The 25,863-nt window shown below is 50.8% G+C and carries 20 protein-coding genes; 19 read left to right on the top strand and 1 reads right to left on the bottom strand.

All coding sequences use genetic code 11. The annotated features are described in order from the left end of the window. The first annotated feature begins 94 nt into the window (after positions 1 to 94). From serC to MPHASIOC01_RS03015, 12 genes are all read left to right on the top strand, one after another. Positions 95 to 1,183, top strand: coding sequence for a 3-phosphoserine/phosphohydroxythreonine transaminase (gene serC / locus MPHASIOC01_RS02960; RefSeq protein WP_353613890.1), 1,089 nt, complete (start codon positions 95 to 97; stop codon positions 1,181 to 1,183). Positions 1,184 to 1,268: 85 nt separating this feature from the next. Continuing rightward, the gene (gene aroA, locus MPHASIOC01_RS02965; RefSeq protein WP_353614889.1) at positions 1,269 to 2,552 is read left to right on the top strand and encodes a 3-phosphoshikimate 1-carboxyvinyltransferase; all 1,284 of its coding nucleotides are present in this window, start codon (positions 1,269 to 1,271) and stop codon (positions 2,550 to 2,552) included. Between the two features lie 162 nt (positions 2,553 to 2,714). Next, the gene (cmk, locus tag MPHASIOC01_RS02970; protein ID WP_064599982.1) at positions 2,715 to 3,398 is read left to right on the top strand and encodes a (d)CMP kinase; all 684 of its coding nucleotides are present in this window, start codon (positions 2,715 to 2,717) and stop codon (positions 3,396 to 3,398) included. A gap of 130 nt (positions 3,399 to 3,528) precedes the next feature. Further along, a complete protein-coding gene (gene rpsA / locus MPHASIOC01_RS02975) occupies positions 3,529 to 5,199 on the top strand; it encodes a 30S ribosomal protein S1 (protein ID WP_036107757.1) in 1,671 nt (556 codons plus the stop codon). 87 nt (positions 5,200 to 5,286) lie between these two features. Then, positions 5,287 to 5,571, top strand: coding sequence for an integration host factor subunit beta (gene ihfB, locus MPHASIOC01_RS02980; protein ID WP_036107772.1), 285 nt, complete (start codon positions 5,287 to 5,289; stop codon positions 5,569 to 5,571). A 252-nt stretch (positions 5,572 to 5,823) separates the two neighbouring features. Next, positions 5,824 to 8,079: a DNA internalization-related competence protein ComEC/Rec2 gene (locus MPHASIOC01_RS02985; protein WP_353613891.1), complete on the top strand. Its 2,256-nt coding sequence runs from the start codon at positions 5,824 to 5,826 to the stop codon at positions 8,077 to 8,079. Positions 8,080 to 8,117: 38 nt separating this feature from the next. Further along, entirely contained in the window at positions 8,118 to 9,866 is a 1,749-nt protein-coding gene (gene msbA, locus MPHASIOC01_RS02990) for a lipid A ABC transporter ATP-binding protein/permease MsbA (RefSeq protein ID WP_064599984.1), read from the top strand. Next, positions 9,863 to 10,843 carry a tetraacyldisaccharide 4'-kinase gene (gene lpxK, locus MPHASIOC01_RS02995; RefSeq protein ID WP_353613892.1) on the top strand — a complete coding sequence of 327 codons (981 nt, stop codon included), beginning with the start codon at positions 9,863 to 9,865 and terminating at the stop codon, positions 10,841 to 10,843. Before msbA ends, lpxK begins: the two co-directional genes overlap by 4 nt. A 34-nt stretch (positions 10,844 to 10,877) precedes the next feature. Continuing rightward, positions 10,878 to 12,101: a winged helix-turn-helix domain-containing protein gene (locus MPHASIOC01_RS03000; protein WP_064599989.1), complete on the top strand. Its 1,224-nt coding sequence runs from the start codon at positions 10,878 to 10,880 to the stop codon at positions 12,099 to 12,101. A 59-nt stretch (positions 12,102 to 12,160) separates the two neighbouring features. Continuing rightward, entirely contained in the window at positions 12,161 to 12,343 is a 183-nt protein-coding gene (locus MPHASIOC01_RS03005; protein ID WP_036107787.1) for a Trm112 family protein, read from the top strand. Then, a complete protein-coding gene (kdsB, locus tag MPHASIOC01_RS03010; RefSeq protein WP_353613893.1) occupies positions 12,340 to 13,089 on the top strand; it encodes a 3-deoxy-manno-octulosonate cytidylyltransferase in 750 nt (249 codons plus the stop codon). Before MPHASIOC01_RS03005 ends, kdsB begins: the two co-directional genes overlap by 4 nt. Positions 13,090 to 13,255: 166 nt before the next feature. Continuing rightward, positions 13,256 to 14,149, top strand: a complete 894-nt coding sequence (locus tag MPHASIOC01_RS03015; RefSeq protein WP_064600280.1) for a YcbJ family phosphotransferase — start codon at positions 13,256 to 13,258, stop codon at positions 14,147 to 14,149. Here MPHASIOC01_RS03015 and elyC read toward each other — a convergent pair. Next, the gene (gene elyC / locus MPHASIOC01_RS03020) at positions 14,129 to 14,902 is read right to left on the bottom strand and encodes an envelope biogenesis factor ElyC (RefSeq protein WP_353613894.1); all 774 of its coding nucleotides are present in this window, start codon (positions 14,900 to 14,902) and stop codon (positions 14,129 to 14,131) included. The two genes, MPHASIOC01_RS03015 and elyC, sit on opposite strands and share 21 nt — an antisense overlap. 131 nt (positions 14,903 to 15,033) lie before the next feature. Between elyC and cmoM the strand changes: the two genes are divergently transcribed. The 7 genes from cmoM (at position 15,034) to MPHASIOC01_RS03055 (ending at position 25,817) form a co-directional block, all read left to right on the top strand. After that, positions 15,034 to 15,813, top strand: coding sequence for a tRNA uridine 5-oxyacetic acid(34) methyltransferase CmoM (gene cmoM / locus MPHASIOC01_RS03025; protein ID WP_353613895.1), 780 nt, complete (start codon positions 15,034 to 15,036; stop codon positions 15,811 to 15,813). A gap of 3 nt (positions 15,814 to 15,816) precedes the next feature. Next, entirely contained in the window at positions 15,817 to 17,139 is a 1,323-nt protein-coding gene (gene mukF, locus MPHASIOC01_RS03030; RefSeq protein ID WP_064599996.1) for a chromosome partition protein MukF, read from the top strand. Beyond that, positions 17,120 to 17,833, top strand: coding sequence for a chromosome partition protein MukE (gene mukE, locus MPHASIOC01_RS03035; protein ID WP_074388837.1), 714 nt, complete (start codon positions 17,120 to 17,122; stop codon positions 17,831 to 17,833). Before mukF ends, mukE begins: the two co-directional genes overlap by 20 nt. Then, positions 17,830 to 22,290 carry a chromosome partition protein MukB gene (mukB, locus tag MPHASIOC01_RS03040; protein WP_353613896.1) on the top strand — a complete coding sequence of 1,487 codons (4,461 nt, stop codon included), beginning with the start codon at positions 17,830 to 17,832 and terminating at the stop codon, positions 22,288 to 22,290. Before mukE ends, mukB begins: the two co-directional genes overlap by 4 nt. Positions 22,291 to 22,545: 255 nt before the next feature. Next, entirely contained in the window at positions 22,546 to 24,414 is a 1,869-nt protein-coding gene (gene ldtD / locus MPHASIOC01_RS03045) for a L,D-transpeptidase (protein ID WP_353613897.1), read from the top strand. A 177-nt stretch (positions 24,415 to 24,591) separates the two neighbouring features. After that, the gene (locus MPHASIOC01_RS03050; protein ID WP_064600284.1) at positions 24,592 to 25,140 is read left to right on the top strand and encodes a YcbK family protein; all 549 of its coding nucleotides are present in this window, start codon (positions 24,592 to 24,594) and stop codon (positions 25,138 to 25,140) included. Between the two features lie 29 nt (positions 25,141 to 25,169). Beyond that, entirely contained in the window at positions 25,170 to 25,817 is a 648-nt protein-coding gene (locus tag MPHASIOC01_RS03055; protein ID WP_064600002.1) for an MBL fold metallo-hydrolase, read from the top strand. The last annotated feature ends 46 nt before the right edge of the window (positions 25,818 to 25,863 follow it).

Genomic DNA, 25,863 nt, shown 5'->3' on the forward strand with positions numbered 1-25,863 from the left:
TCTGGCCTGCAGGAATAACCATTGCAGCAATGTCATGTGAGTGATAAAACCGAAGTCACAGGAAAAAACGATTGCTTTTATGTGGTGAGGGGAAATGACTCAGGTCTATAACTTTAGTTCTGGCCCGGCAATGTTGCCGGTAGATGTACTTCGTCATGCACAACAAGAGTTGTGCGACTGGCAAGGGCTCGGCACGTCAGTAATGGAAGTCAGCCATCGCGGTAAACCATTTATTCAGGTGGCTGAAGAAGCAGAGAAGGATTTTCGCGACTTGTTGCAAATTCCCTCCAACTATAAGGTACTCTTCTGTCATGGCGGTGGTCGTGGTCAATTTGCAGGTGTGCCGCTCAACATTCTTGGTGATAAATCCACTGCGGATTATGTTGATGGTGGCTACTGGGCCAGTAGCGCAGTAAAAGAAGCCAAAAAATACCTCACTCCCAATGTGATTGATGCAAAAGTCACGGTTGACGGCAAACGTGCGATTATCCCAATGCGTGACTGGCAACCGTCCGACAACGCAGCCTACCTGCATTATTGCCCAAATGAAACCATCGATGGTATTGCCATTGATGAAACGCCAGATTTTGGCCCGGATGTTGTGGTTGCGGCCGATTTCTCTTCAACCATTTTATCCCGACCCATTGATGTCAGCCGTTATGGCGTTATCTATGCCGGTGCGCAGAAAAATATCGGCCCGGCAGGCCTGACTCTGGTAGTGGTACGTGAAGACTTGCTGGGTAAAGCCAGTAAAGCCTGCCCGTCTATTCTGGATTATTCCGTTCTGAACGAAAATGACTCCATGTTTAACACGCCGCCTACTTTCGCCTGGTACCTTGCCGGGCTGGTATTCAAATGGCTGAAAGAGCAGGGTGGCGTTGCCGCAATGGATAAAGTGAATCAGCAGAAAGCTGACTTACTCTACGGCGTGATTGATAACAGCGATTTTTACCGCAATGATGTCGCTGCTTCAAACCGTTCTCGTATGAATATTCCGTTCCAACTGGCGGATAGTAAACTGGATGCTTTGTTCCTTGAAGAGTCTTTCGCTGCAGGGTTGCATGCCTTGAAAGGCCACCGTGTAGTAGGGGGCATGCGCGCTTCTATTTACAATGCTATGCCACTGGCGGGCGTGCAGGCACTGACTGATTTTATGGTGGATTTTGAACGTCGCCACGGTTAATCATGGTGTTTAATTCCTTGCCCCGTACCGTCTGGTACGGGGTTTCTGTTTATTTTTGTTTTTTGTTGAGAGCTTTACCTCCATGCTGGAATCCCTGACGTTACAACCCATCGCCCGGGTAGACGGAACCATTAACCTGCCAGGTTCTAAAAGTGTCTCTAACCGGGCACTGTTGCTGGCTGCTCTGGCGCAAGGTACCACGGCGCTGGCAAATCTGCTGGACAGCGATGATGTACGCCATATGCTCAATGCGCTTAGCGCGCTGGGTGTGCAATATAAGTTGTCTGCTGATCGTACCCATTGTGAAGTGACTGGTTTGGGCGGGCCGCTGACATCGGCCGGAGCCCTCGAGCTTTTTCTGGGAAATGCAGGTACAGCGATGCGCCCATTAGCAGCGGCATTGTGCCTTGGCTGCAATAACATTGTGCTGACAGGCGAACCACGCATGAAAGAGCGCCCGATTGGGCACCTGGTCGATGCCCTGCGCCAGGGCGGAGCCAAAATTTCGTACCTGGAGCAGGAAAATTACCCACCGTTGCACATTCAGGGGGGCTTTTCTGGTGGCCAGGTGGAAGTGGATGGCAGTGTTTCAAGCCAGTTCCTTACTGCGTTATTGATGGCCGCGCCACTGGCTGCTCAGGATACCGTCATCACTATCAAGGGTGAGCTGGTTTCTAAGCCTTATATTGATATTACGCTGAACCTGATGCAGACCTTTGGTGTGAGGGTCGAAAATCAGCAATATCAAACGTTTGTTATTCATGGTGGGCAAACTTACCAGTCTCCGGGTAAATATCTGGTCGAAGGGGATGCATCTTCGGCATCTTATTTCCTTGCTGCTGCTGCCATTAAAGGTGGAACCGTCAAAGTTACCGGTATTGGCCGCAACAGTGTTCAGGGAGATATCCGGTTTGCGGATGTGCTGGAAAAAATGGGTGCTGAAATAACCTGGGGCGATGATTTTATTGCCTGTACCCGCCGTGAACTGCATGCCATCGATATGGACATGAACCATATTCCCGATGCCGCGATGACGATTGCGACTGCCGCTTTATTCGCGCAGGGCACCACCACGCTGCGCAATATTTACAACTGGCGTGTCAAAGAAACAGATCGCCTCACGGCCATGGCGGCAGAGTTACGTAAAGTGGGCGCTGAAGTGGAAGAAGGGCATGATTTTATTTCAATCACCCCACCAGCCCAACTGATCTTCGCGGAAATTGGGACATACAATGATCACCGTATGGCAATGTGTTTCTCTCTGGTTGCGATGTCTGATACGCCTGTGACTATCCTTGACCCCAAATGTACGGCAAAAACCTTCCCTGATTACTTCGAACGCCTCGCCAGTATCAGCGAATTAGCCTGATAATAAATATGTGCTGCCAAAGTGGCGGCACATACTTCTTCTGGCAGGCCTATTCTCAAAAAACGCGTTATTTTCTCCTGAGGGTAACAGTCTGCGGCGATGCGGCGTATAATGCGCGGCGTTTATGCTAACGGCCTGTCACTCGTTACGAAGGAGAATACTATGACGCCACACGTTCCCGTAATTACCATTGATGGCCCAAGTGGCGCTGGTAAAGGAACTCTGTGTAAAGCGATGGCTGAAGCATTGCAATGGCATTTACTGGATTCCGGTGCGATTTACCGTGTCCTCGCACTGGCCGCGTTACATCATCATGTCGATACTTCCAGTGAAGAAGCGCTGGTTCCGCTGGCTGCGCATCTGGATGTGCGCTTTCTTTCTGTCAACGGCAACCTCGAAGTGGTGCTGGAAGGCGAAGATGTCAGTGGTGAGATTCGTACCCAGGAAGTTGCCAGTGCCGCCTCCCAGGTTGCCGCTTTCCCTCGTGTGCGCGAAGCATTATTGCGCCGCCAGCGTGCGTTTCGTGAAGCACCAGGCCTGATTGCGGATGGTAGGGATATGGGAACAGTGGTATTTCCTGACGCACCTGTTAAAATTTTCCTTGATGCTTCATCGGAAGAACGTGCTTTGCGCCGTATGCGGCAGTTGCAGGATAAGGGCTTTAGTGTTAACTTTGAACGCCTTTTGGCCGAGATAAAAGAACGCGATGACCGTGATCGCAACCGGCCTGTAGCTCCTTTGGTACCGGCTCAGGATGCATTATTACTGGATTCAACCCAGATGAGCATCGAGCAAGTGATTGAAAAGGCGCTGGAATATGCACGTGAAAAACTGGGGAGTGTGTAAACTTCCTGTTTTTGCGCAAGCATCAGAATTGTAGTACCTGCGGCAATGGAGTGTTCGCGGGCATGTTAAACAACCCCATCCGGCACGGAGCCAGGTGGACGTTAAATAGAAGATCCTGAAGATTATCAACATGACTGAATCTTTTGCTCAACTCTTTGAAGAGTCCCTGAAAGAAATCGAAACCCGCCCGGGTTCCATCGTTCGCGGCGTTGTTGTTGCCATCGACAAAGACGTAGTACTGGTTGACGCCGGTCTGAAATCTGAGTCTGCCATTCCGGCTGAGCAGTTCAAAAATGCCCAGGGCGAACTTGAAATCCAGGTTGGTGACGAAGTCGACGTTGCTCTGGATGCAGTAGAAGACGGCTTCGGCGAAACCCAACTGTCTCGTGAAAAAGCAAAACGTCACGAAGCATGGCTGATGCTGGAAAAAGCATACGAAGAAGCTGCCACTGTTACTGGCGTTATCAATGGCAAAGTCAAGGGCGGCTTCACTGTTGAGCTGAACGGTATTCGTGCGTTCCTGCCAGGTTCACTGGTTGACGTACGTCCGGTTCGCGACACGCTGCACCTCGAAGGCAAAGAGCTTGAATTCAAAGTGATCAAGCTGGATCAGAAACGCAACAACGTTGTTGTTTCTCGTCGTGCCGTTATCGAATCTGAAAACAGCGCTGAACGTGATCAACTGCTGGAAAACCTGCAGGAAGGCATGGAAGTTAAAGGTATCGTTAAGAACCTCACTGACTACGGTGCATTCGTTGATCTGGGCGGTGTAGATGGTCTGCTGCACATCACTGATATGGCATGGAAACGCGTTAAGCATCCGAGCGAAATCGTGAATGTTGGCGATGAAATCACTGTTAAAGTTCTGAAATTCGACCGTGAACGTACCCGTGTTTCTCTGGGTCTGAAACAACTGGGCGAAGATCCGTGGGTTGCTATCGCTAAACGTTATCCGGAAGGTACTAAACTGACCGGTCGTGTAACCAACCTGACTGACTACGGCTGCTTCGTAGAAATCGAAGAAGGCGTTGAAGGTCTGGTACACGTTTCTGAAATGGACTGGACTAACAAAAACATCCATCCGTCTAAAGTTGTTAACGTTGGTGATGTTGTTGAAGTTATGGTTCTGGATATCGATGAAGAACGTCGTCGTATCTCCCTGGGCCTGAAACAGTGCAAAGCTAACCCGTGGCAGCAGTTCGCAGAAACCCACAACAAAGGCGATCGCGTTGAAGGTAAAATCAAGTCTATCACTGACTTTGGTATCTTCATCGGCCTGGACGGTGGCATCGACGGTCTGGTTCACCTGTCTGACATCTCCTGGAACGTTGCAGGCGAAGAAGCTGTACGTGAGTACAAAAAAGGTGACGAAATCGCCGCTGTTGTTCTGCAGGTTGACGCAGAACGTGAACGTATCTCCCTGGGTGTGAAACAACTGGCTGAAGATCCGTTCAACAACTACGTTGCTGTGAACAAGAAAGGCGCTATCGTGACTGGTAAAGTCACTGCAGTTGACGCAAAAGGTGCTACAGTTGAATTAGCTGATGGCGTTGAAGGCTATCTGCGTGCTTCTGAAGCTTCCCGTGACCGCGTTGAAGATGCTACTCTGGTTCTGAACGTTGGTGATGACGTTGAAGCGAAGTTCACTGGCGTTGACCGCAAAAACCGCGTAGTAAGCCTGTCTGTTCGTGCGAAAGACGAAGCTGACGAGAAAGATGCAATTGCTTCTGTTAACAAACAAGAAGACGGCAATTTCTCTAACGCAATGGCTGAAGCGTTCAAAGCAGCTAAAGGCGAGTAATCGTCCATACTGCTTAATCAGGGCGGCTTCGGCCGCCCTTGTTCAATGTAGCTGTAAACATTTTTCCTGATGGAAACCGGAGGAAACATGACCAAGTCAGAATTGATAGAAAGACTTGCCGGCCAGCAATCTCATATTCCAGCCAAGGCTGTAGAAGATGCGGTTAAAGAAATGCTGGAACATATGGCTTCTACCCTCGCGCAGGGGGAGCGTATTGAAATCCGGGGGTTTGGCAGCTTCTCATTGCATTACCGCGCACCACGCACCGGGCGTAATCCTAAAACTGGCGATAAAGTGGATCTGGAAGGGAAATATGTTCCCCACTTCAAACCAGGCAAAGAGCTACGTGACCGCGCCAATATTTATGGCTGATTTGCCTCACTGGCTTAATTAGTTTGCATAAGCGGCACCTCAGGGTGCCGTTTGTTTTATCTGTCTGTTACCGTCATTGCTTCTGTCTGGCGTTGCGCCAGAGTTCTGCATGCTCATTTTTCAGCGAACCTCGCACAAAATATTCTCTGCTACTGCAACTGCGAGTTATTCAGGAAAGCATCCCCAGAAAATTGCGACTGGCACTGGGTTTTTCGGCCAGCAGCGGCAAACTGGCAGCACAAGGAGAACATTGTGCTGCAACTACCCAAACTCAGTTTCTGGATCCTGGCAGGAATAAGCCCACTACTTTGGTTACCTGTCATCCCGCCATTTTGGTTTGCTCTCGTACTGACTTGCGCCGGTGGGTGGGGGCTTTGCCGCGCTCGTCATGTGGTTTGGCGTTATTGCGCCTGCGGTGCCCTGGCATTGAGTTGGGCGCTATTTCATGCGCAATCTGCGTTAACTACCATGGTCGAAATGAGTGGGAAGCGGGAGAGCATGGTGGTTCGAATTGTCAGCACTCAGGGAGAACGTCATTACGGTAAAATAGTGCAGTGGGGAGGCAAAAAAAGGCTGTTTTCTCCAGGTGTCATTCTGTATGGCATTTTACCTGAGTCACACCCTTGCTCCGGGCAACTTTGGCAAGTCAGTAGCACGTTAAGGGCAGTGCATGGGCAATATAATGCTGGCGGCTATTCCCGGCAGCGGTCGGCAATGGCAAGTGGATTTGTGTTGTCAGGCCGAATGGCAGATGTTCAGGTTATCAAAGCCTCTTGTTCACTTCGCGCAGCGTTTATCCACCGGGTAGAACAACAAACTGCACATTTAGCATGGGATGCCGTCATTCACGCACTGGCTTTTGGCGAGCGAGAAAACATGCAGACAGGCGTCAGGCAAATATTGCGGGAGACGGGAACCGCACATCTGATGGCGATATCGGGGTTACATATTGCCCAGGCGGGTGGTGCTGGCTGGCTATTGGCGCGGCTAATTCAATTCTTCCTGCCGGCCCACTGGATTCGCCCGTCTTTTCCCATTATTGCCAGTATTGCTTGCGCCGCAGGGTATACCTGGTTGAGTGGCGGCAACCCACCCGCCATACGCAGCCTTATTGCTCTGAGCTCATGGGGCATTCTTCGTTTATACCAGCGCCAGTGGGGGGCGTGGGATGTTCTGGCGGTATGTCTTGCCTGTGTACTGTTATTCGATCCGCTCACATTGCTTTCCGACAGTTTCTGGTTATCAGCCTTTGCCGTCAGTGCACTCATTTTTTGGTGCCAGTGGTTACCGTTCACTGGGGTAAAAAAATACCGAACAGCGCACTTTTGTGCTGCTTTGCTTCACCTGCAATGTGGTGCATGCCTGCTGTTGTTACCACTGCAGGTTCCTCTATTCCACGGGATATCACTCACTTCGCTGCCTGCTAACCTTATTGCCGTGCCTGTGGTGACATTTCTGATTGTCCCGCTGATTTTTCTCGGGGTTCTGGCAAATAGTGTGATGGTGCCTGGTTTGATATGGCAATGGGTGGATTCACTGCTGGCCGCACTGTTTTGGTTACTGGCCGGGCTACCAAAGGGCTGGTTACCCGTGGACTGGCGGATGGGCGCTATGGCCTTTCTGCCCTGGTGTCTGCTGGTCATTATGAGATTTCACTGGCTACGAACCTCCCCGTTTACCTGTGCGGCATTGGTGGTAGTGCTATGCTCGCCCTGGTGGGGGCGTAAGAATCACAGTGGCTGGCAAGTGCATATGCTGGATATTGGCCACGGGCTGGCAATGGTTATTGAGCGTAACGGCTCCGCTTTTTTGTATGATACAGGTAACCGGTGGGAAGGGGGGAATGTCGGGCAGCAGGTTATTTTGCCCTGGCTTGCCTGGCATAACCTGGTGCCGGAGGGTGTCATTATCAGCCATGAGCATACGGACCATAACGGTGGGCTGGCGGCAATTGAGGCGCAATGGCCGGGGATAACTCAGTGGCGTAATGGCCCACAGCCTGGAGCTTATCACTGTTATCAGGGCAAAAAATGGTACTGGCAGGGGTTGTCATTTGACGTTGTTTGGCCCCCATTACAATTTGAGGGAAGCGAGAATAACCGCTCGTGTGTTGTCAGTGTGAGTGATGGTATTCACCGGGTGTTGTTAACTGGAGACCTTGAGCTGCCAGCTGAATTATTGTTGACCATGCACCCTGCATCTATGAAAGCCGATATCGTGCAGGTGCCACATCATGGCAGTAAAAGCTCTTCCGGGATACGTTTTGTCGGGCGTGCTGAAGGTTCAGTGGCACTGACATCAGTAGCACGTTATAACCCATGGAATATGCCATCGCCCGCAGTTGTTGAACGTTACCAACAGAATGGCTACCAGTGGTATGACACGGCTTTGCATGGGCAGGTTAGCGTCAGTTTCTCACCGACAGGCTGGCGAGTTTCTGCACATCGGGCCCGTTTTTTCACCCCCTGGTATCAACGCTGGTTTGGCGTGAGGCCAGATAACAGGTAGAATATGCGGCTATTTCAACAAGTGCTGGTTAATATTGAATGCATATCGATAAAGATCTCTCCACCTTACAGACCTTCCGGCGGCTTTGGCCGATTATTGCTCCGTTCAAATTAGGTCTGATTGTGGCGGGTGTTGCGTTGGTGACCAACGCGGCCAGCGATACTTTCATGTTATCGCTACTGAAACCACTGCTGGATGATGGTTTTGGTAAGACCGACCGTTCCGTGTTGATGTGGATGCCGTTGGTGGTCATAGGTCTGATGCTGCTGCGTGGCATCAGCAGCTACGTGTCAAGTTATTGTATTTCATGGGTTTCTGGTAAAGTGGTGATGAACATGCGCCGTCGCCTGTTCAACCATATGATGGGGATGCCCGTTTCCTTTTTTGATAAACAGTCTACAGGCACATTGTTGTCGCGCATTACTTATGATTCGGAGCAGGTAGCCTCTTCTTCATCCGGCGCGCTTATTACAGTAGTTCGTGAAGGGGCCTCCATTATTGGCCTGTTTATCATGATGTTTTACTACAGCTGGCAGTTATCCCTGATCCTCATTGTGTTGGCCCCTATTGTCTCTGTGGCTATTCGTGTCGTTTCCAAGCGCTTTCGCAATATCAGTAAAAGTATGCAGAACACCATGGGGCAGGTGACAACCAGCGCAGAGCAGATGCTCAAAGGGCATAAAGAAGTGTTGATCTTTGGTGGGCAGCAGATTGAACGCGAACGGTTTGATAAAGTCAGTAACCGTATGCGTCAGCAAGGCATGAAAATGGTTTCGGCCTCGTCCATTTCAGACCCACTGATTCAGCTTATCGCTTCGCTTGCCCTGGCATTCGTTCTGTACGCGGCAAGTTTCCCCAGTGTTATGGAAAACCTGACTGCCGGGACAATCACTGTCGTGTTCTCTTCAATGATTGCGCTTATGCGCCCGTTGAAATCTCTGACAAACGTGAACTCACAGTTTCAGCGTGGGATGGCTGCCTGCCAGACACTGTTCTCCATTCTGGACAGCGAGCAGGAAAAAGATGACGGCACTAAAGTGATTGAACGCTCAACAGGTGATATTGAATTCCGCAATGTGACCTTCACTTATCCTGGCCGGGATGTGCCCGCCTTGCGTGATATCAGCCTGACTATTCCATCTGGAAAAACGGTTGCACTGGTGGGCCGTTCTGGCTCTGGTAAGTCCACCATCGCCAGTTTGATAACACGTTTTTATGATATTGATGAAGGGCAAATCATTATCGACGGGCACGACATCCGCGAATATACACTGGCATCATTGCGAGACCAGGTTGCACTGGTTTCGCAGAATGTACACTTATTCAACGATACCATCGCCAATAATATTGCTTATGCCCGTGCCGGGCAGTATACCCGTGAAGATATTGAACAGGCTGCGAAAATGGCTTATGCGATGGATTTCATCAGCAAGATGGACAACGGGCTGGATACGGTGATTGGTGAAAATGGCGTCCTGCTTTCTGGTGGCCAGCGCCAGCGTATTGCTATTGCCCGTGCGCTGCTGCGTAACAGCCCAATACTGATTCTGGATGAAGCCACCTCTGCACTGGACACTGAGTCTGAGCGGGCTATCCAGTCCGCGCTGGATGAACTCCAGAAGAACCGTACCTCGCTGGTGATAGCACATCGCCTGTCTACTATTGAACAGGCAGATGAAATTATTGTGGTAGAAGACGGGCGTATTGTAGAACGTGGTGCACACCGGGCTCTGATTGAAAAAGCAGGGGTTTATGCACAACTTCACCGGATGCAGTTTGGCGCATGATCTCCCGTATCTGGTCTGGTGAATCGCCACTCTGGCTATTGCTGTTGCCATTATCCTGGCTGTATGGGCTGGTGAGCTTTTGTATCCGGCTCAGTTACCGTATTGGCCTTCGCAAAGTCTGGAAAGCCCCGGTTCCCGTTGTGGTTGTGGGCAACCTGACTGCCGGGGGAAATGGTAAAACCCCCGTAGTGATATGGCTGGTGGAGCAATTGCAGCAAAACGGCATTTGTGTTGGTGTGGTGTCACGGGGGTATGGTGGTAAATCTGCCCATTATCCGTTGCTTGTCGGCCCGGATACTGCAACATCACAGGCGGGCGATGAACCGGTTCTGATTTACCAGCGTACCGGAGCACCGGTTGCAGTCGCGCCACAGCGCAGTGAGGCAGTTAAATCTTTATTGGCCCGAAATCCGGCAGTTCAGGTTGTTGTGACCGATGACGGGCTGCAACATTATTCGCTGGGGCGCGATAAAGAGATTGTGGTTATCGACGGTGTGCGCCGTTTTGGCAATGGCTGGTGGTTGCCAGCAGGCCCGATGCGCGAACGCGCTTCCCGCCTCAAAACTGTGGATGCAGTTATTGTTAATGGTGGCCAGCCAAAGCCCGGGGAAATAGCCATGCAACTTGTTCCGGGTTTAGCCGTTAACCTGGTTACAGGAGAAGAAACGCCAGTAGTCACGCTGAAAGATTTAGTGGCAATGGCCGGTATTGGTCACCCACCTCGCTTTTTTACCACACTTGAACAGCAGGGGGCGGAACTGGTAAAACGTGTTTCACTCCCGGATCACCAGGCGCTTAACAGCGCACAGGTCGAAAGTCTGCAGGGTAGCCACCAGCATCTGGTAATGACTGAAAAAGATGCCGTGAAATGCCGTCAGTTTGCCCGGGACACTTGGTGGTACTTGCCGGTTGATGCACAAATGCATGGCGCTGGTGCTGACAAACTTCTGCAGGAGATAATTCGGCTGGCATCCTGAAAATGTCGCCATCTTCTGATTACTAAGGAGCGACATGTCTCAGGTCTATCTTTCCCGTAAGGCAGCCCGCCATTTGCACCTTGCCGCTCAGGGGCTGCTGAAAAAACCGCGTAAGCGCGCAGTTCCTGCTGATATTCTCAAAACCATTCGCCAAATGGCCTTGCTCCAGATAGACACGATTAATATCGTTGCCCGCAGTCCATGGATTGTGTTGTTCAGCCGGTTGGGGAGTTTTCCATTCCCCTGGCTGGAAGAATCACTGTCACGCGGCGAGTTGATTGAATACTGGGCACATGAAGCCTGTTTCCTGCCGAAAGAAGACTTTGCACTGGTCCGCCACCGAATGCTTAACCCACATAAAATGGGCTGGAAATATTCTGCTGAGTGGATGGCTACCCATGAGCAGGAAATAGCTGAGTTGCTGGGGTGGATGGCTGAAAATGGGCCTGTACGGGCAGCTGATTTTGCTCACCCCAGACCGGGGCAAAGCGGGTGGTGGGAGTGGAAACCTCATAAGCGGCACCTGGAAGGGTTATTCACTGCCGGTAAGGTGATGGTGTCGTCCCGGCATAACTTCCAGCGGGTATACGACCTGACACACAGAATCATGCCCGGGTGGGATGACGCGCAACAGAGCTTAACCCAAAGTGAAGCCGAAAGTGTGATGCTGTCACGCAGCGCCCGGTGTCTCGGTATTTTTAAACCGGCCTGGCTTGCCGATTACTACCGGCTTAAAAATATTCAGGCAAATACAGTAATAGCCCGCTGGCTGGATGAGCAGGCAGTTACGCAAGTTGAAGTGGAAGACCTCGGAACGATGTGGCTTGATAACAGCTTGCTGCCCCTGTTGCCCCTGGCTGAGCAGGGTACTCTTAATGCCACCCACTCTACGGTATTATCCCCATTTGACCCGGTTGTATGGGACCGGCGTCGGGCCTCACAGTTATTCCAGTTTGAGTACCGGCTTGAGTGCTATACGCCCGAACCAAAAAGGCAGTACGGTTATTTTGTACTGCCTGTTTTACACCGGGGGCAGATTGTTGGGCGCATGGATGCCAAAATGCACCGCAAAATAAGTGTGCTGGAAGTGATGACGCTGTGGCTGGAAGAAGGGGTTCGCAGCAGCCAGCATCTGGAGCAGGGAATCTGGCAGGCATTGGTTGATTTTGCCCGCTGGCAGGGAGCGACACAGATAACTCTCGGCCAGGTTCCATCCGCGCTTGCCTGCCTGAAAACGCGGAACATGCAAACCAACTAACCTTCAAAGCCAATTATGGTATGCTGAACGTAATTTTTCGGATCCATGACGGAGGAAATATGGATCACCGTTTACTTGAAATCATTGCCTGCCCGGTTTGCCAGGGTAAACTCTATTTTAATCAGGAAAAGCATACGCTTATTTGTAAAGTGGATGGACTGGTTTTCCCAATTGATGAAGGTATTCCTGTCTTGCTCGAAACAGCCGCGCATCCGTTAGAAAATGATGAGGCTGGCGTATGAGTTTTATCGTCATTATCCCTGCGCGTTATGCTTCCAGCCGTTTGCCAGGCAAACCGCTGGTTGATATCGCGGGCAAACCCATGGTTGTTAGGGTGCTGGAGCAGGCGCGGTTATCGGGAGCTGAACGGGTTATCGTTGCCACTGACCATGCAGATGTTGCCGCAGCAGTGCAGGCGGCAGGTGGTGAAGTTTGTATGACCCGGGTTGATCACCATTCCGGAACCGAACGTCTGGCTGAAGTCATCGAAAAATGCGCATTTGCTGATGATACCGTTATTGTCAACGTGCAGGGTGATGAACCGCTGATCCCACCGGTGATTATCCGCCAGGTTGCGGATAACCTGGTTGCCAGTGGTGTCGGTATGGCGACACTGGCTGTGCCCGTCGATTCAGCAGAAGAAGCCTTTAATCCCAATGCGGTTAAAGTGGTGATGGATGCCAAAGGGCATGCACTCTATTTCTCTCGTGCTACGATTCCCTGGGATCGTGACCGCTTTGCTCAGTCTAAAGAAAGCATCGGCGACAGCTTTTTACGCCATATCGGTATTTATGCCTACCGTGCAGGGTTTGTTCGCCGCTATGTAACCTGGGAACCATCACAACTGGAAAATATCGAAATGCTCGAGCAACTACGGGTGCTGTGGTATGGCGAGAAAATTCATGTTGCGGTTGCTAAAGAAGTACCGGGAACGGGGGTTGATACACCGAAAGATTTAGAACATGTGCGGGCTGTATTCCGCCAGTGATTATTTCGTGGCGGTATTTGCCGCCACGCCACAATATAAATTCCTTATGCAATACAATCCTTTCAAATTTTCCCTTCTTTTCTGCGCGTAAATTGATCTGGAAAAGTGACATCCCTGTTTGCGGCGCTCATTATTACTACAGTGGTTTTTCAATGGGCAGGTCAATATGCAGCAATTACGTGCAGAATTAAGCCATCTGTTAGGTGAACGGTTAAGTCGCATTGAATGTATCAGTGAAAAGCCAGATACCGCTCTGTGGTCACTTTACGACAGCTCTGGTAATGCCTTGCCGTTGCTGGCGAAAAGTTACAGCTCGCCGGGGATGGCTGCGCAGATGGCAAGTAAAATCTCTTTGTTAGCTCGTACAGGAACGGTTCGTATGCCTGTGGTTTACGGCATCATTTCTCACGAAGAACAACCCGGCCCGGATGTTCTCCTGATGGAGCGATTAAGGGGGATGCCGGTTGAAGCACCTACCCGCACACCAGAACGCTGGGCGCAGTTAAAAGACCAGATTGTTGAAGGGCTGCTGGCATGGCACCGGCAGGACAGCCGCGGCTGTGTGGGCACGGTCGATAATACCCAGGAAAATCACTGGCCTTCCTGGTACCGCCAGCGTATTGAAGTACTATGGAGCACACTGAATCAGTTCACCAATACTGGCCTGAGCATGCAGGACAAAGCCATTCTGCTGCGCACAAAAGAAAATTTACCAGAGTTGTTTGCGGGCTTCACTGATAACTGTGTGTTGGTACATGGCAATTTCACGTTGCGCAGTATGTTGAAAGATTCAAGAACGGATCAGTTACTGGCTGTGCTTAATCCCGGCATCATGCTGTGGGCGCCGCGTGAATTTGAGTTATTCCGCCTCAACGAGTCTGGTCTTTCGGAAAGTTTATTCTGGCACTACCAGCAAAGGGCTCCGGTGGACGAGGCCTTCCTGTGGCGTCGCTGGTTGTATGTGCTGTGGGATGAAGTCAGCCAGTTACTCAGCACTGGCCGTATGAACCGGGTGGCTTTTGATAAAGCCCGTAAAGAACTATTGCCCTGGGTGACCTGAAAACGTAAGCCATTGCCAGATACGGCCCAAACTTTCATAGGCGGCACGGTCGCTGTGCATCAGCCATAATGGCGATGGAATGATTTTCTCCCACGGGTTCAGGTCGGCGCTGATAGCCATTTGATTGGCTGGGGCGGGTTCTGGCGCCAGCCCTTGCTGGTGAAAGAAAATCATAGCTCGTGGCAGGTGAGATGCTGAGCTTATCAAAATAAAAGGCTGTTGGCCGATAGCCTTCTTCACTGCCGCCGCTTCCTCTTGAGTATCTTTCGGTTGGTCCAGCGTCATAATATGGCTGCGTGGCACACCAAGACTTTCAGCGACACGGGCACCAGCTTCTGCCGTGCTTACTGGATTTCCCTGAGCTGGTGCTCCGGTAAATATCAGTGTTGCCTGCGGGTTTTTTAACCACAACCTGACACCTTCAGTCACCCTCGGCAGGCTGTTATTAATCAGATTGGAACTGGGTGCCCACTTCGGGTCCCAGGTATAACCCCCACCGAGCACCACAATGTAGTTGACGTTCACCGGGCCTTGCCATGTCGGCCAGGTGGTTTCCAGAGGGCGCAATAACCGGTCTGCCACCGGCTGCAGGCTCAGTAACAATAATCCAGCCCAGCCTATAGTCATAATAACCTTTCCTGCTTTTTGCCAGCGGGTGAACCACAGCAAGATAAGTGCCGCAGCCATTATGCAAAGAAAAAGTGGCAAGGGTAACAACATGCCGCCAATGAATTTTTTAAGGGTAAAAAGCATTATTCTGCATCCTTTTTGACCATATAGCCGTTGATCAGGAATGATCTTACACCAGAGAGCTTCAATATCCTTGCGGCTGTGACAAAATAAGGGTTTTGCCATTTGCCCGTTTAGCGGGAGGAAATGAGTTCGTGTCAGATCGTAATTTCGATGACATCGCGGAGAAATTCTCACGCAATATCTACGGTACCAGTAAGGGTCGATTGCGGCAGGCGATTCTTTGGCAGGATCTGGACTGCATTCTGCAAGGATTTGGCACGCGTAAATTGCGCATACTGGACGCGGGCGGTGGATTAGGGCAAACAGCCTGTAAACTGGCAGCAATGGGCCATGAGGTACTGTTGTGTGACCTTTCCGGTGAAATGATTAGCCGGGCTCAGGCACTTGCTCACGAGCAAGGTGTGAGCGGTAACATGCATTTTGTACAATCCGCAGTGCAACAGGTGCGCGAACATTTGGATTCCCCGGTTGATCTGATATTGTTTCATGCTGTTCTTGAATGGATAGATGAACCCCAGCAGGTCCTGGCGAAACTGTGGGAATGCCTTGCTCCTGGCGGGGTGCTTTCGCTGATGTTTTATAACGCTAATGGTTTACTGATGCATAACATGGTCGCCGGTAATTTTGCTTATGTGGCGGCGGGTATGCCAAAACGTAAAAAGCGCACGCTTTCGCCAGATCACCCATTAAAGCCAGAGGACGTTTACCTTTGGCTGGAGCAAATTGGCTGGAACATTACCCGTAAAACCGGTGTGCGGGTATTTCATGATTACTTGCGGGAAAAACATCAGCAGCAAGACTGCTTTGAAGAACTGCTGGAGCTGGAAACTCGCTTTTGTCGTCAGGAGCCCTGGGTGAGCCTTGGGCGGTATATTCATGTGACGGCACAAAAGCCAGAAAGCCAAGGATAAACTATGAGTGAATTTTCCCAGACAGTACCTGAACTGGTTGCCTGGGCCAGAAAGAATGATTTTTCAATTTCACTGCCTGTCGACCGGCTGGCTTTTTTGCTGGCCATCGCCACACTCAATGGCGAGCGGCTGGAAGGGGAAATGAGTGAAGGTGAGCTGGTTGATGCATTTCGTTACGTGAGCGAAGCCTTTGAACAGGCCAGTGAAACCCTCGTCATGCGTGCAAACAATGCCATCAATGATATGGTGCGCCAGCGCTTAATCAACCGTTTTACCAGCGAGCAGGCAGAAGGCAATGCCATCTACCGTTTAACGCCCCTGGGGATAGGCATTACCGATTATTATATCCGCCAGCGTGAGTTTTCTACGTTGCGGTTGTCTATGCAATTGTCCATCGTTGCCGGGGAACTCAAACGTGCGGCCGATGCAGCAGATGAAGGTGGCGATGAATTTCACTGGCACCGTAATGTATTTGCACCACTAAAGTATTCGGTGGCGGAAATTTTCGACAGCATTGATTTAACCCAACGCATCATGGATGAGCAACAGCAACAAGTTAAAGATGATATAGCTCAGTTGCTGAATAAGGACTGGCGTGCAGCAATTTCCAGTTGTGAGCTGCTGCTCTCTGAAACGTCCGGTACGTTACGGGAATTGCAGGATACGCTGGAAGCCGCAGGCGACAAGCTACAGGCTAATCTGCTGCAAATTCAGGACGCCATTCTCGGGCAGGATGACCTGGGTTTTATCGAGCGCTTAATTTTCGATTTACAGAGCAAGCTCGACCGTATTGTCAGTTGGGGCCAACAGGCGATTGATTTATGGATAGGCTATGACCGCCATATCCATAAATTTATTCGTACAGCTATTGATATGGATAAAAACCGGGTTTTCGCCCAGCGTTTGCGCCAGTCGGTACAAAATTACTTCGATGCCCCCTGGGCGCTGACTTATGCCAACGCTGATCGTTTATTCGATATGCGTGATGAGGAGATGTCCTTAAGGGATGACGAAGTCATGGGTGAGTTACCCGTTGACCTTGAGTTCGAAGAGTTTAATGAAATACGTGAGCAACTGGCCGCGATGATTGAGCAGTCTCTGCAAGTCTACAAAACCAGAAACCTCCCACTGGATCTCGGCGTGGTGATGCGTGAATATCTGGCGCAATATCCGCGGGCGCGGCATTTCGATGTCGCCCGTATCGTGGTCGACCAGGCTGTGCGGCTGGGTATAGCAGAAGCGGATTTCACTGGGCTTCCCGCTCAGTGGCAACTTATTAATGATTACGGAGCCAGGGTACAGGCGCATGTCATCAACAAATATTGAACAAACAATGCCGGTAAAACTGGCGCAGGCGATTGCCAACCCACTGTTCCCGGCCCTTGACAGCCAATTACGCTCTGGCCGTCATATTGGTCTTGATGAACTGGATAATCACGCTTTTTTAATGGATTTTCAGGAAGAGCTTGAGTTGTTCTACATCCGTTATAACGTAGAGCTTATTCGCGCACCTGAAGGTTTCTTTTATCTCCGTCCCCGGTCAACAACCCTTATCCCACGCTCCGTACTTTCCGAGCTGGATATGATGGTAGGGAAAATCCTCTGTTACCTTTATCTGAGCCCGGAGCGTCTGGCGAATGAAGGGATTTTTACCCAACAGGAACTGTACGACGAACTACTGGCACTGGCGGATGAAAGTAAATTACTGAAGTTGGTGAACAACCGTTCTACCGGTTCCGACCTGGACCGTCAGAAGCTACAGGAAAAAGTACGCTCCTCACTCAACCGCCTGAGAAGGCTGGGAATGATTTGGTTCCTCGGCCATGACAGCAGCAAATTCCGTATATCTGAGTCTGTGTTCCGCTTTGGTGCCGATGTCCGCGCTGGCGATGATGCGCGCGAGGCACAATTGCGCATGATTCGCGACGGGGAAGCCATGCCAGTAGAGCAGAGCCTGCAGCTTAATGATGAACAGGAAGACAATAATAATCAGGATACAGCGGAGGATGAACAGGAATGATTGAACGCGGAAAATTTCGTTCGCTAACACTGATTAACTGGAATGGTTTCTTTGCCAGAACCTTTGACCTGGATGAGCTGGTTACTACGCTTTCAGGGGGCAACGGTGCCGGGAAATCAACCACGATGGCGGCTTTTGTCACGGCACTTATCCCTGACCTGACTCTGTTGCATTTTCGTAATACAACAGAAGCAGGCGCGACTTCGGGTTCGCGTGATAAAGGCCTGCACGGTAAGCTCAAAGCTGGCGTCTGCTACTCCTTTCTGGATGTTGTGAACTCACGTCATCAGCGTGTGCTGGTGGGGGTGCGTTTGCAGCAGGTTGCCGGGCGCGATCGCAAAGTTGATATCAAACCTTTTGCCATTCAGGGCCTGCCAATGGCCGTCCAGCCAACTCAACTGGTGACCGAGGCGCTCAATGCCCGCCAGGCCAGGGTGCTGACCTTACAGGAACTGAAAGAAAAAACAGAAGCCATGGAAGGGGTTCAGTTCAGGCAGTTCAGCTCCATTACCGATTACCATGCACTCATGTTTGACCTGGGGGTTGTGGCGCGCCGTTTGCGCTCCGCCTCTGACCGTAGCAAATATTACCGCCTGATTGAAGCCTCACTCTACGGCGGGATCTCCAGCGCCATTACTCGTTCGTTGCGTGATTACCTGTTGCCGGAAAACAGCGGGGTACGTAAAGCATTCCAGGATATGGAAGCCGCTTTGCGTGAAAACCGTATGACGCTGGAAGCTATTCGGGTAACGCAGTCTGACCGTGACCTGTTTAAGCACTTAATTTCCGAAGCGACAGATTACGTGGCAGCGGATTATATGCGTCACGCCAATGAGCGCCGCATTCACCTTGACCAGGCTTTAGCAACGCGCCAGGAGTTATTCACCAGTCGTAAACAACTGGCAACAGAGCAGTATCGCCATGTGGAAATGGCGCGTGAACTGGCTGAGCAGGCAGGGGCTGAAGGTGATCTGGAAGCTGATTATCAGGCGGCAAGTGATCATCTGAATCTGGTGCAGACCGCTTTACGTCAGCAAGAGAAAATTGAACGCTATGAGGCGGATCTTGAAGAGCTGCAAATTCGCCTGGAAGAACAAAACGAGGTGGTGGCCGAAGCTCAGGATCAGCATGAAGAGTATGAAGCGCGTGCCGAAGCAGCAGAACTGGAAGTGGATGAACTCAAAAGCCAGTTGGCCGATTACCAGCAAGCACTTGATGTTCAGCAAACTCGCGCGCTGCAGTATCAACAGGCGCTGCAGGCTCTTAACCGTGCCCGTGAATTGTGCAACCTGCCTGATTTAACTGCCGACAGCGCGGACGAATGGCTTGATACCTTCCAGGCTAAAGAGCAGGAAGGTACTGAGACATTGCTCTCGCTGGAGCAGAAAATGCGCGTTTCGCAAACGGCGCATGCACAGTTTGAAGAGGCCTGGAAACTGGTTTGTGCCATCAGTGGGCCAGTTAGCCGCAGTGACGCCTGGCAGGTTGCCCGTGATTTATTGCGTGATGCCTCCGACCAGCGCTATCAGGCCGAGCAAGTTCCGGCACTGCGTATGCGGTTGTCTGAACTTGAACAGCGCCTGCGTGAACAGCAAGATGCTGAACGCCTGCTGGCAGAATTCAGCCGCCAGCAAGGGCGCGAAGTATTACCCGAAGAACTGGAAACCTGGCAGGAAGAGTTCGAAGCCAAAATTGCCAGTTTGTCTGAGCGTGTATCCCAGGCCAGTGAAGAGCGTTCTTCTCTGCGCCAGGAACATGAACAACTCCAGCAGAAAATTCAGTTATTGACGCAGCGGGCGCCTGTGTGGCTCGCCGCACAAAGCAGCCTGAGCCAGTTATCCGAACAAAGTGGCGAAGAATTTACTTCCGGCCAGGAAATAACCGAGTACCTTCAGCAATTGCTGGAGCGTGAGCGGGAAAATATCGTTGAGCGCGATACTGTTTCGGCCCGTAAAAAAGCAGTAGACGACGAAATCGAACGCCTGAGCCAGCCAGGTGGTGCTGAAGACGCACGGCTTAACGCCCTGGCTGAGCGGTTTGGCGGCGTATTGCTGTCTGAAATTTATGATGATGTAGGGCTGGATGATGCGCCTTACTTCTCTGCGCTTTATGGGCCTTCGCGCCATGCTATTGTGGTGCCAGAATTATCACGGGTACGCGAGTATCTGGATGGCCTTGAGGACTGCCCGGAAGATTTGTACCTGATTGAAGGCGACCCGCAGTCATTTGATGACAGCGTCTTCAGTGTTGAAGAGCTGGAAAAAGCAGTGGTGGTGAAAATCGCCGACCGCCAGTGGCGCTATTCCCGATTCCCTTCAGTGCCGTTATTTGGCCGCGCTGCGCGTGAAAGCCGCATTGAAAGCCTGCACGCAGAACGCGAAGCACTGGCAGAAAAATTTGCCACACTCTCTTTCGATGTGCAAAAAACGCAGCGCCTGCACCAGGCATTCAGCCGGTTTATTGGCCAGCATTTATCGGTTGCGTTTGACGACGACCCGGAAGCCGCTATTCGCCAGTTGAATACGCGACGTACTGAAATTGAACGTACTCTTTCACAGCATGAGAGTGATAACCAGCAACAGAAAACGCAGTACGAACAGGCGCGCGAAGGAATCGCACTGCTTAACCGGCTGTTACCCCGTGCTAACCTGTTAGGTGATGACACCCTTGCTGACCGTGTTGAAGAGATTCAGGCGCAAGTTGATGAAGCGCAGGAAGCTGCCCGTTATATACAGCAACATGGCAACCAGCTGGCTCGCCTGGAGCCGGTTGTCAGCGTACTGCAAAGTGACCCTGAGCAATTTGAGCAACTGAAGAGTGACTATGAAAACGCCAGACGCACTCAAACAGAAGCACGCCAGCAAGCCTTTGCGCTGGCAGAGGTGGTACAACGCCGGGCGCACTTTAGTTACTCTGATGCTGTTGAAATCCTCAGTGGTAATTCCGACTTAAATGAAAAATTGCGCCAGCGTCTTGAGCAGGCGGAAACTGAACGCAGCCGTAGCCGTGAAGCATTACGCAGCCATGGCGCGCAGCTTAATCAGTATCATCAGGTTCTGGCTTCGCTGAAAAGTTCGTGGGAAACCAAAAACGAACTGCTGAGTGATTTGCATAAGGAGTTGCAGGATATCGGTGTCCGGGCTGATGCTGGCGCAGAGGAGCGTGCCCGTACTCGCCGTGATGAATTGCATAACCAGTTGTCTGGCAACCGTTCACGCCGTAACCAGTTGGAAAAACAACTGACGTTCTGTGAAGCTGAAATGGATAACCTGACCAGGGCGTTACGCCGCCTGGAGCGTAGTTACCATGAAATTCGTGAACAGGTCGTGACCGCGAAAGCGGGTTGGTGCGCGGTAATGCGCCTGGTGAAAGAAAACGGTGTTGAACGCCGGTTACATCGCCGTGAACTGGCTTATTTGAGTGGCGATGATTTGCGTTCCATGTCGGATAAAGCGCTGGGGGCATTGCGCCAGGCGGTTGCCGATAATGAACATCTGCGTGATGTGTTGCGTTTGTCAGAAGATCCGAAGCGCCCGGAGCGCAAAATCCAGTTCTTTGTGGCGGTTTATCAGCATCTGCGTGAGCGTATCCGCCAGGATATTATTCGTACAGATGACCCGGTTGAAGCCATTGAACAAATGGAGATTGAGCTAAGCAGGCTGACAGAGGAACTGACCTCCCGTGAGCAGAAACTGGCAATCAGTTCCCGTAGTGTGGCGAACATTATTCGCAAGACGATTCAGCGTGAACAGAACCGTATTCGTATGCTTAACCAGGGCCTCCAGAGTGTTTCCTTCGGGCAGGTTAACAGTGTGCGGCTGAATGTGAATATCCGTGAAGCACATGCCACACTGCTGGATGTTCTTTCCGAGCAGCATGAGCAACACCAGGATCTGTTTAACAGCCAGCGCCTGACTTTCTCTGAAGCACTGGCAAAACTCTATCAGCGCCTTAACCCACAGATAGACATGGGGCAACGTACACCGCAAACCATTGGTGAAGAGTTGCTGGATTACCGCAACTATCTGGATATGGAAGTGGAAGTTAACCGTGGCTCTGACGGTTGGCTGCGGGCGGAAAGCGGTGCGTTGTCAACGGGTGAAGCAATTGGTACCGGGATGTCCATCCTCGTGATGGTGGTTCAGAGCTGGGAAGATGAATCACGTCGCCTGCGTGGGAAAGATATTTCACCTTGCCGGTTGTTGTTCCTTGATGAAGCAGCACGTCTGGATGCGAAGTCGATTGCGACACTGTTTGAGTTGTGCGAACGCCTTGAAATGCAGTTGATTATTGCTGCGCCGGAAAATATCAGCCCGGAAAAAGGCACCACTTATAAACTGATGCGTAAAGTGACTGCTCAGGGCGAACATGTACATGTTGTTGGGTTGCGTGGTTTTGCTCCACCATTACCGGAAACAAGCCAGGATGCAGCCCCGGCAGCATCCGATGCCTCCTGATTAAACAACCAAACAAAAAAACGGGCAGTGGCCCGTTTTTTGTTTTACATACAGGATGTTACTCAGGATTTTTGCCGTCTGATATATTTTTGATTTATCTTCATGCATTAATAAAACGCCGCCATTTGGGGTGTATTTAACTATCTTTACAAATCAGCGCGACAAGCCGCCAGTCTCTTTATATACTTGGGGCAAGTATCACCAGGAGTTGTTAATTGATTTACCTGATGAAATAGCATTAAAGGGGGCAGGGACGTGCAAAGTAAGACGAAGCAAATCTTTCGTTTGTCAGTATTAAGTGCAAGTTTTTTTGTGGGGCTGACAACGAGCGCGCAGTTATGGGCCGATGAACCGGCCATCATCCCCGATGATGCCAATGCGGTGGAAGTACCTCAGGTTGTAGGTGATGATGCTTCCGCTACTGATACGCAGGCGGTGTCTGTGTCTCCAGAATCAGTTACTCAGGCTAAATCAGCATTGAAACAACTGGCTGACGGGTTCTCACCCGCATATCCTGAACAACTGGCTCGTTTATATGCCTTGCACCAAATGCAGCCCGTGTGGAATAACCGTGACGCAGTGAAAGCCTTTCAGCAGCAACTGGCTGAAGTGGCAATGGCGGGGATCCAGCCACAGTTTACCCAGTGGGTGGAGCGGCTGACCGACCCTGCTGTTACTGGAATGGCGAGAGATATCGTATTATCTGATGCCATGTTTGGTTACCTGCAATACGTTACTGGTGTGCCCAAAAACGGTAACGTGTGGTTATACAGTTCAAAACCGTACAAACTGGCGCCACCACCTGCAGCCGCTATAGCAAAATGGCAGAACGCGCTGCGTAATGGTGCTTTTGCTGAATTCATTGATTCCCTTGCTCCGCAGCACCCACAATATGCTGTTATGCATAAATCACTCCTGAAACTGTTGTCTTATTCAGCAACTGACTGGCCTCAGTTGACCGCCAGGAAAACATTGCGTCCGGGTGACCGTAGCCCGGATGTTGTGGTTTTGCGCCAGATTATCAGTGATGTAGACCGGGTTTATAGCGGGGCGGGTATTGTTGCGCCATTAGCATCGACGCCCGCAGCTGCTGTCGTTACAGCCAGTGATGTAGTTAGCCCGTCGGCGGCTCCTGTTGGTTCGGCTACTGGTTCCCCCAGTTCCCCTGAAGCAACAAGTGGTGAAGCAAGTGAAGCCGTTGACGCATCCTCAAGTGATATTTACGACAAAACTCTGGTTGCCCAGGTTGAGCGTTTCCAAAAGTGGCAGGGGCTGGCAGATGACGGTGTGGTTGGTCCTGCGACGCGTAACTGGTTGAACGTCTCGCCAGCTCAGCGAGCAGCATTACTGGCTCTGAATATCCAACGTTTGCGTTTGTTGCCAGATAAAATGGAAACCGCCATTATGGTGAACATTCCTAACTTCTCGCTGATTTACTATTCTGGTGGCAGCGAAGTACTGGCATCACGGGTTATCGTGGGGCGGCCAGACAGGAAAACACCGTTAATGAGCAGTGCGCTGAATAACGTGGTACTGAACCCACCGTGGAATGTGCCCGGTACGCTGGCACGTAAAGATATTCTGCCGAAAGTCTGGAATGATCCTGGTTACCTTGATCGTCATGGTTACACTGTGCTCAGTGGCTGGAGCCGCGATGCAGAGGTGATTAATCCGTTCATGGTTGACTGGGCGACAATTACCCCATCTAATCTGCCATTTCGTTTTCAGCAGAAACCCGGTGCGCACAACTCCCTGGGGCTGTATAAATTTAATATGCCGAGCACCGACGCCATTTATTTGCATGACACGCCAAATCACAATCTCTTCAACAGAGATGTGCGTGCGTTGAGCTCTGGGTGCGTGCGTGTGAATAAAGCCTCTGAACTGGCAAATATGTTACTGCAGGATGCAGGCTGGAACGACGCGCGTATATCCCAAACGTTAAAAGTAGGGGACACGAGGTATGTGCCTGTTCGGCATAAAATTCCGGTGCGGTTATATTATCTGACCGCTTTTGTTGGTGCTGATGGCCATACACAATATCGAACAGATATTTACAATTATGACAACACTGCTGTTTTGGGGGCGAAAATTTTGCCAAAAGCGGAGCAGTTGATCCGCTAATTACCAGGTAAATAAGCAGTTTCTGGTTGTATGAAATGTAATGAAGCGTAAAAACGGCCTGTTTTTGCGCTTATTCCTTCGTTTACCCCGTATTGACTGTGCGTTATAGGCCAGTTAAGGTGCCTCAGTGCGCCTGAAATGGCTTTTTCTTATATTTTTTACTCAGAATACGACCAGATGAATAAATTAGATTATAACCGCCGCCGCTTACTGACGTTGGGCGGGATAGCGCTGGGTGCGGCCGTATTACCAGGCCAGGCATTTGCAACTTTATCCACTCCCCGCCCCCGTATCCTGATGTTAAATAATTTAAATACTGGTGAATCCATTAAGGCTGAATTTTTTGATGGTTCCCATTATATAAAAGATGAACTTTCCCGCCTGAACCATTTTTTCCGTGATTACCGGGCAAACCGCGTTCGCAATATTGACCCTAAACTTTTCGACCAGCTGTATCGTTTGCAAGGTTTACTGGGCACACGTAAGCCTGTGCAGCTTATTTCTGGCTACCGTAGCCTTGATACCAATAATGAATTACGGGCTCACAGCAAAGGCGTGGCTAAACAAAGCTATCACACCAAAGGCCAGGCAATGGATTTCCATATTGAAGGTCTCTCTCTGAGCAATGTGCGCAAAGCAGCCTTGTCGATGCGGGCAGGTGGTGTAGGATATTATCCTCGTAGCAACTTTGTTCATATTGATACAGGGCCGGTCAGGCACTGGTAAAAATCCGGCTCAGCCGGATGTGGAGAATTATGAATTATCACATTATTCCGGTGACCGCATTTGCGCAGAACTGTTCGTTAATTTGGTGTGAAGAAACCCACGAAGCCGCACTGGTTGATCCGGGGGGAGATGCGCAAGTCATTATTGATAATGTCACTCGTCAGGGTGTGAGTGTAACGAAAATATTGCTGACTCACGGCCACCTTGACCACGTTGGCGCAGCTGCTGAACTGGCGGCACATTACAATGTGCCAGTGATTGGGCCGCAGCAGGAAGATACATTCTGGCTTGAAGGGTTGCCAGCACAAAGCCGTATGTTTGGTCTTGAAGATTGCCAGCCATTAACGCCGGATCAGTGGCTTGAGGAAGGCGAAACTGTCACTGTCGGGCAAATGCATCTGTCGGTCCTGCATTGTCCCGGACACACGCCAGGGCATGTGGTGTTTTATGACAAGCTCAGTGCTTTGCTGATTTCCGGCGATGTGTTGTTTAAAGGCGGGGTAGGGCGTAGTGATTTTCCCCGTGGTGACCACAGCCAGCTCATTGCCTCAATAAAGAATAAATTATTGCCCCTGGGCGATGATGTCACTTTTATTCCCGGCCATGGTCCTCTTTCAACACTGGGTTATGAACGCCTGCACAACCCATTCCTGCAGGATGAACAGCCTGTCTGGTAAGTCATCTGCAGAGATAAAAATACCCGCTCTGACTGGCGGGTATTTT

The organism is Mangrovibacter phragmitis (genome assembly GCF_040429585.1).
Classification (GTDB): domain Bacteria; phylum Pseudomonadota; class Gammaproteobacteria; order Enterobacterales; family Enterobacteriaceae; genus Mangrovibacter; species Mangrovibacter phragmitis.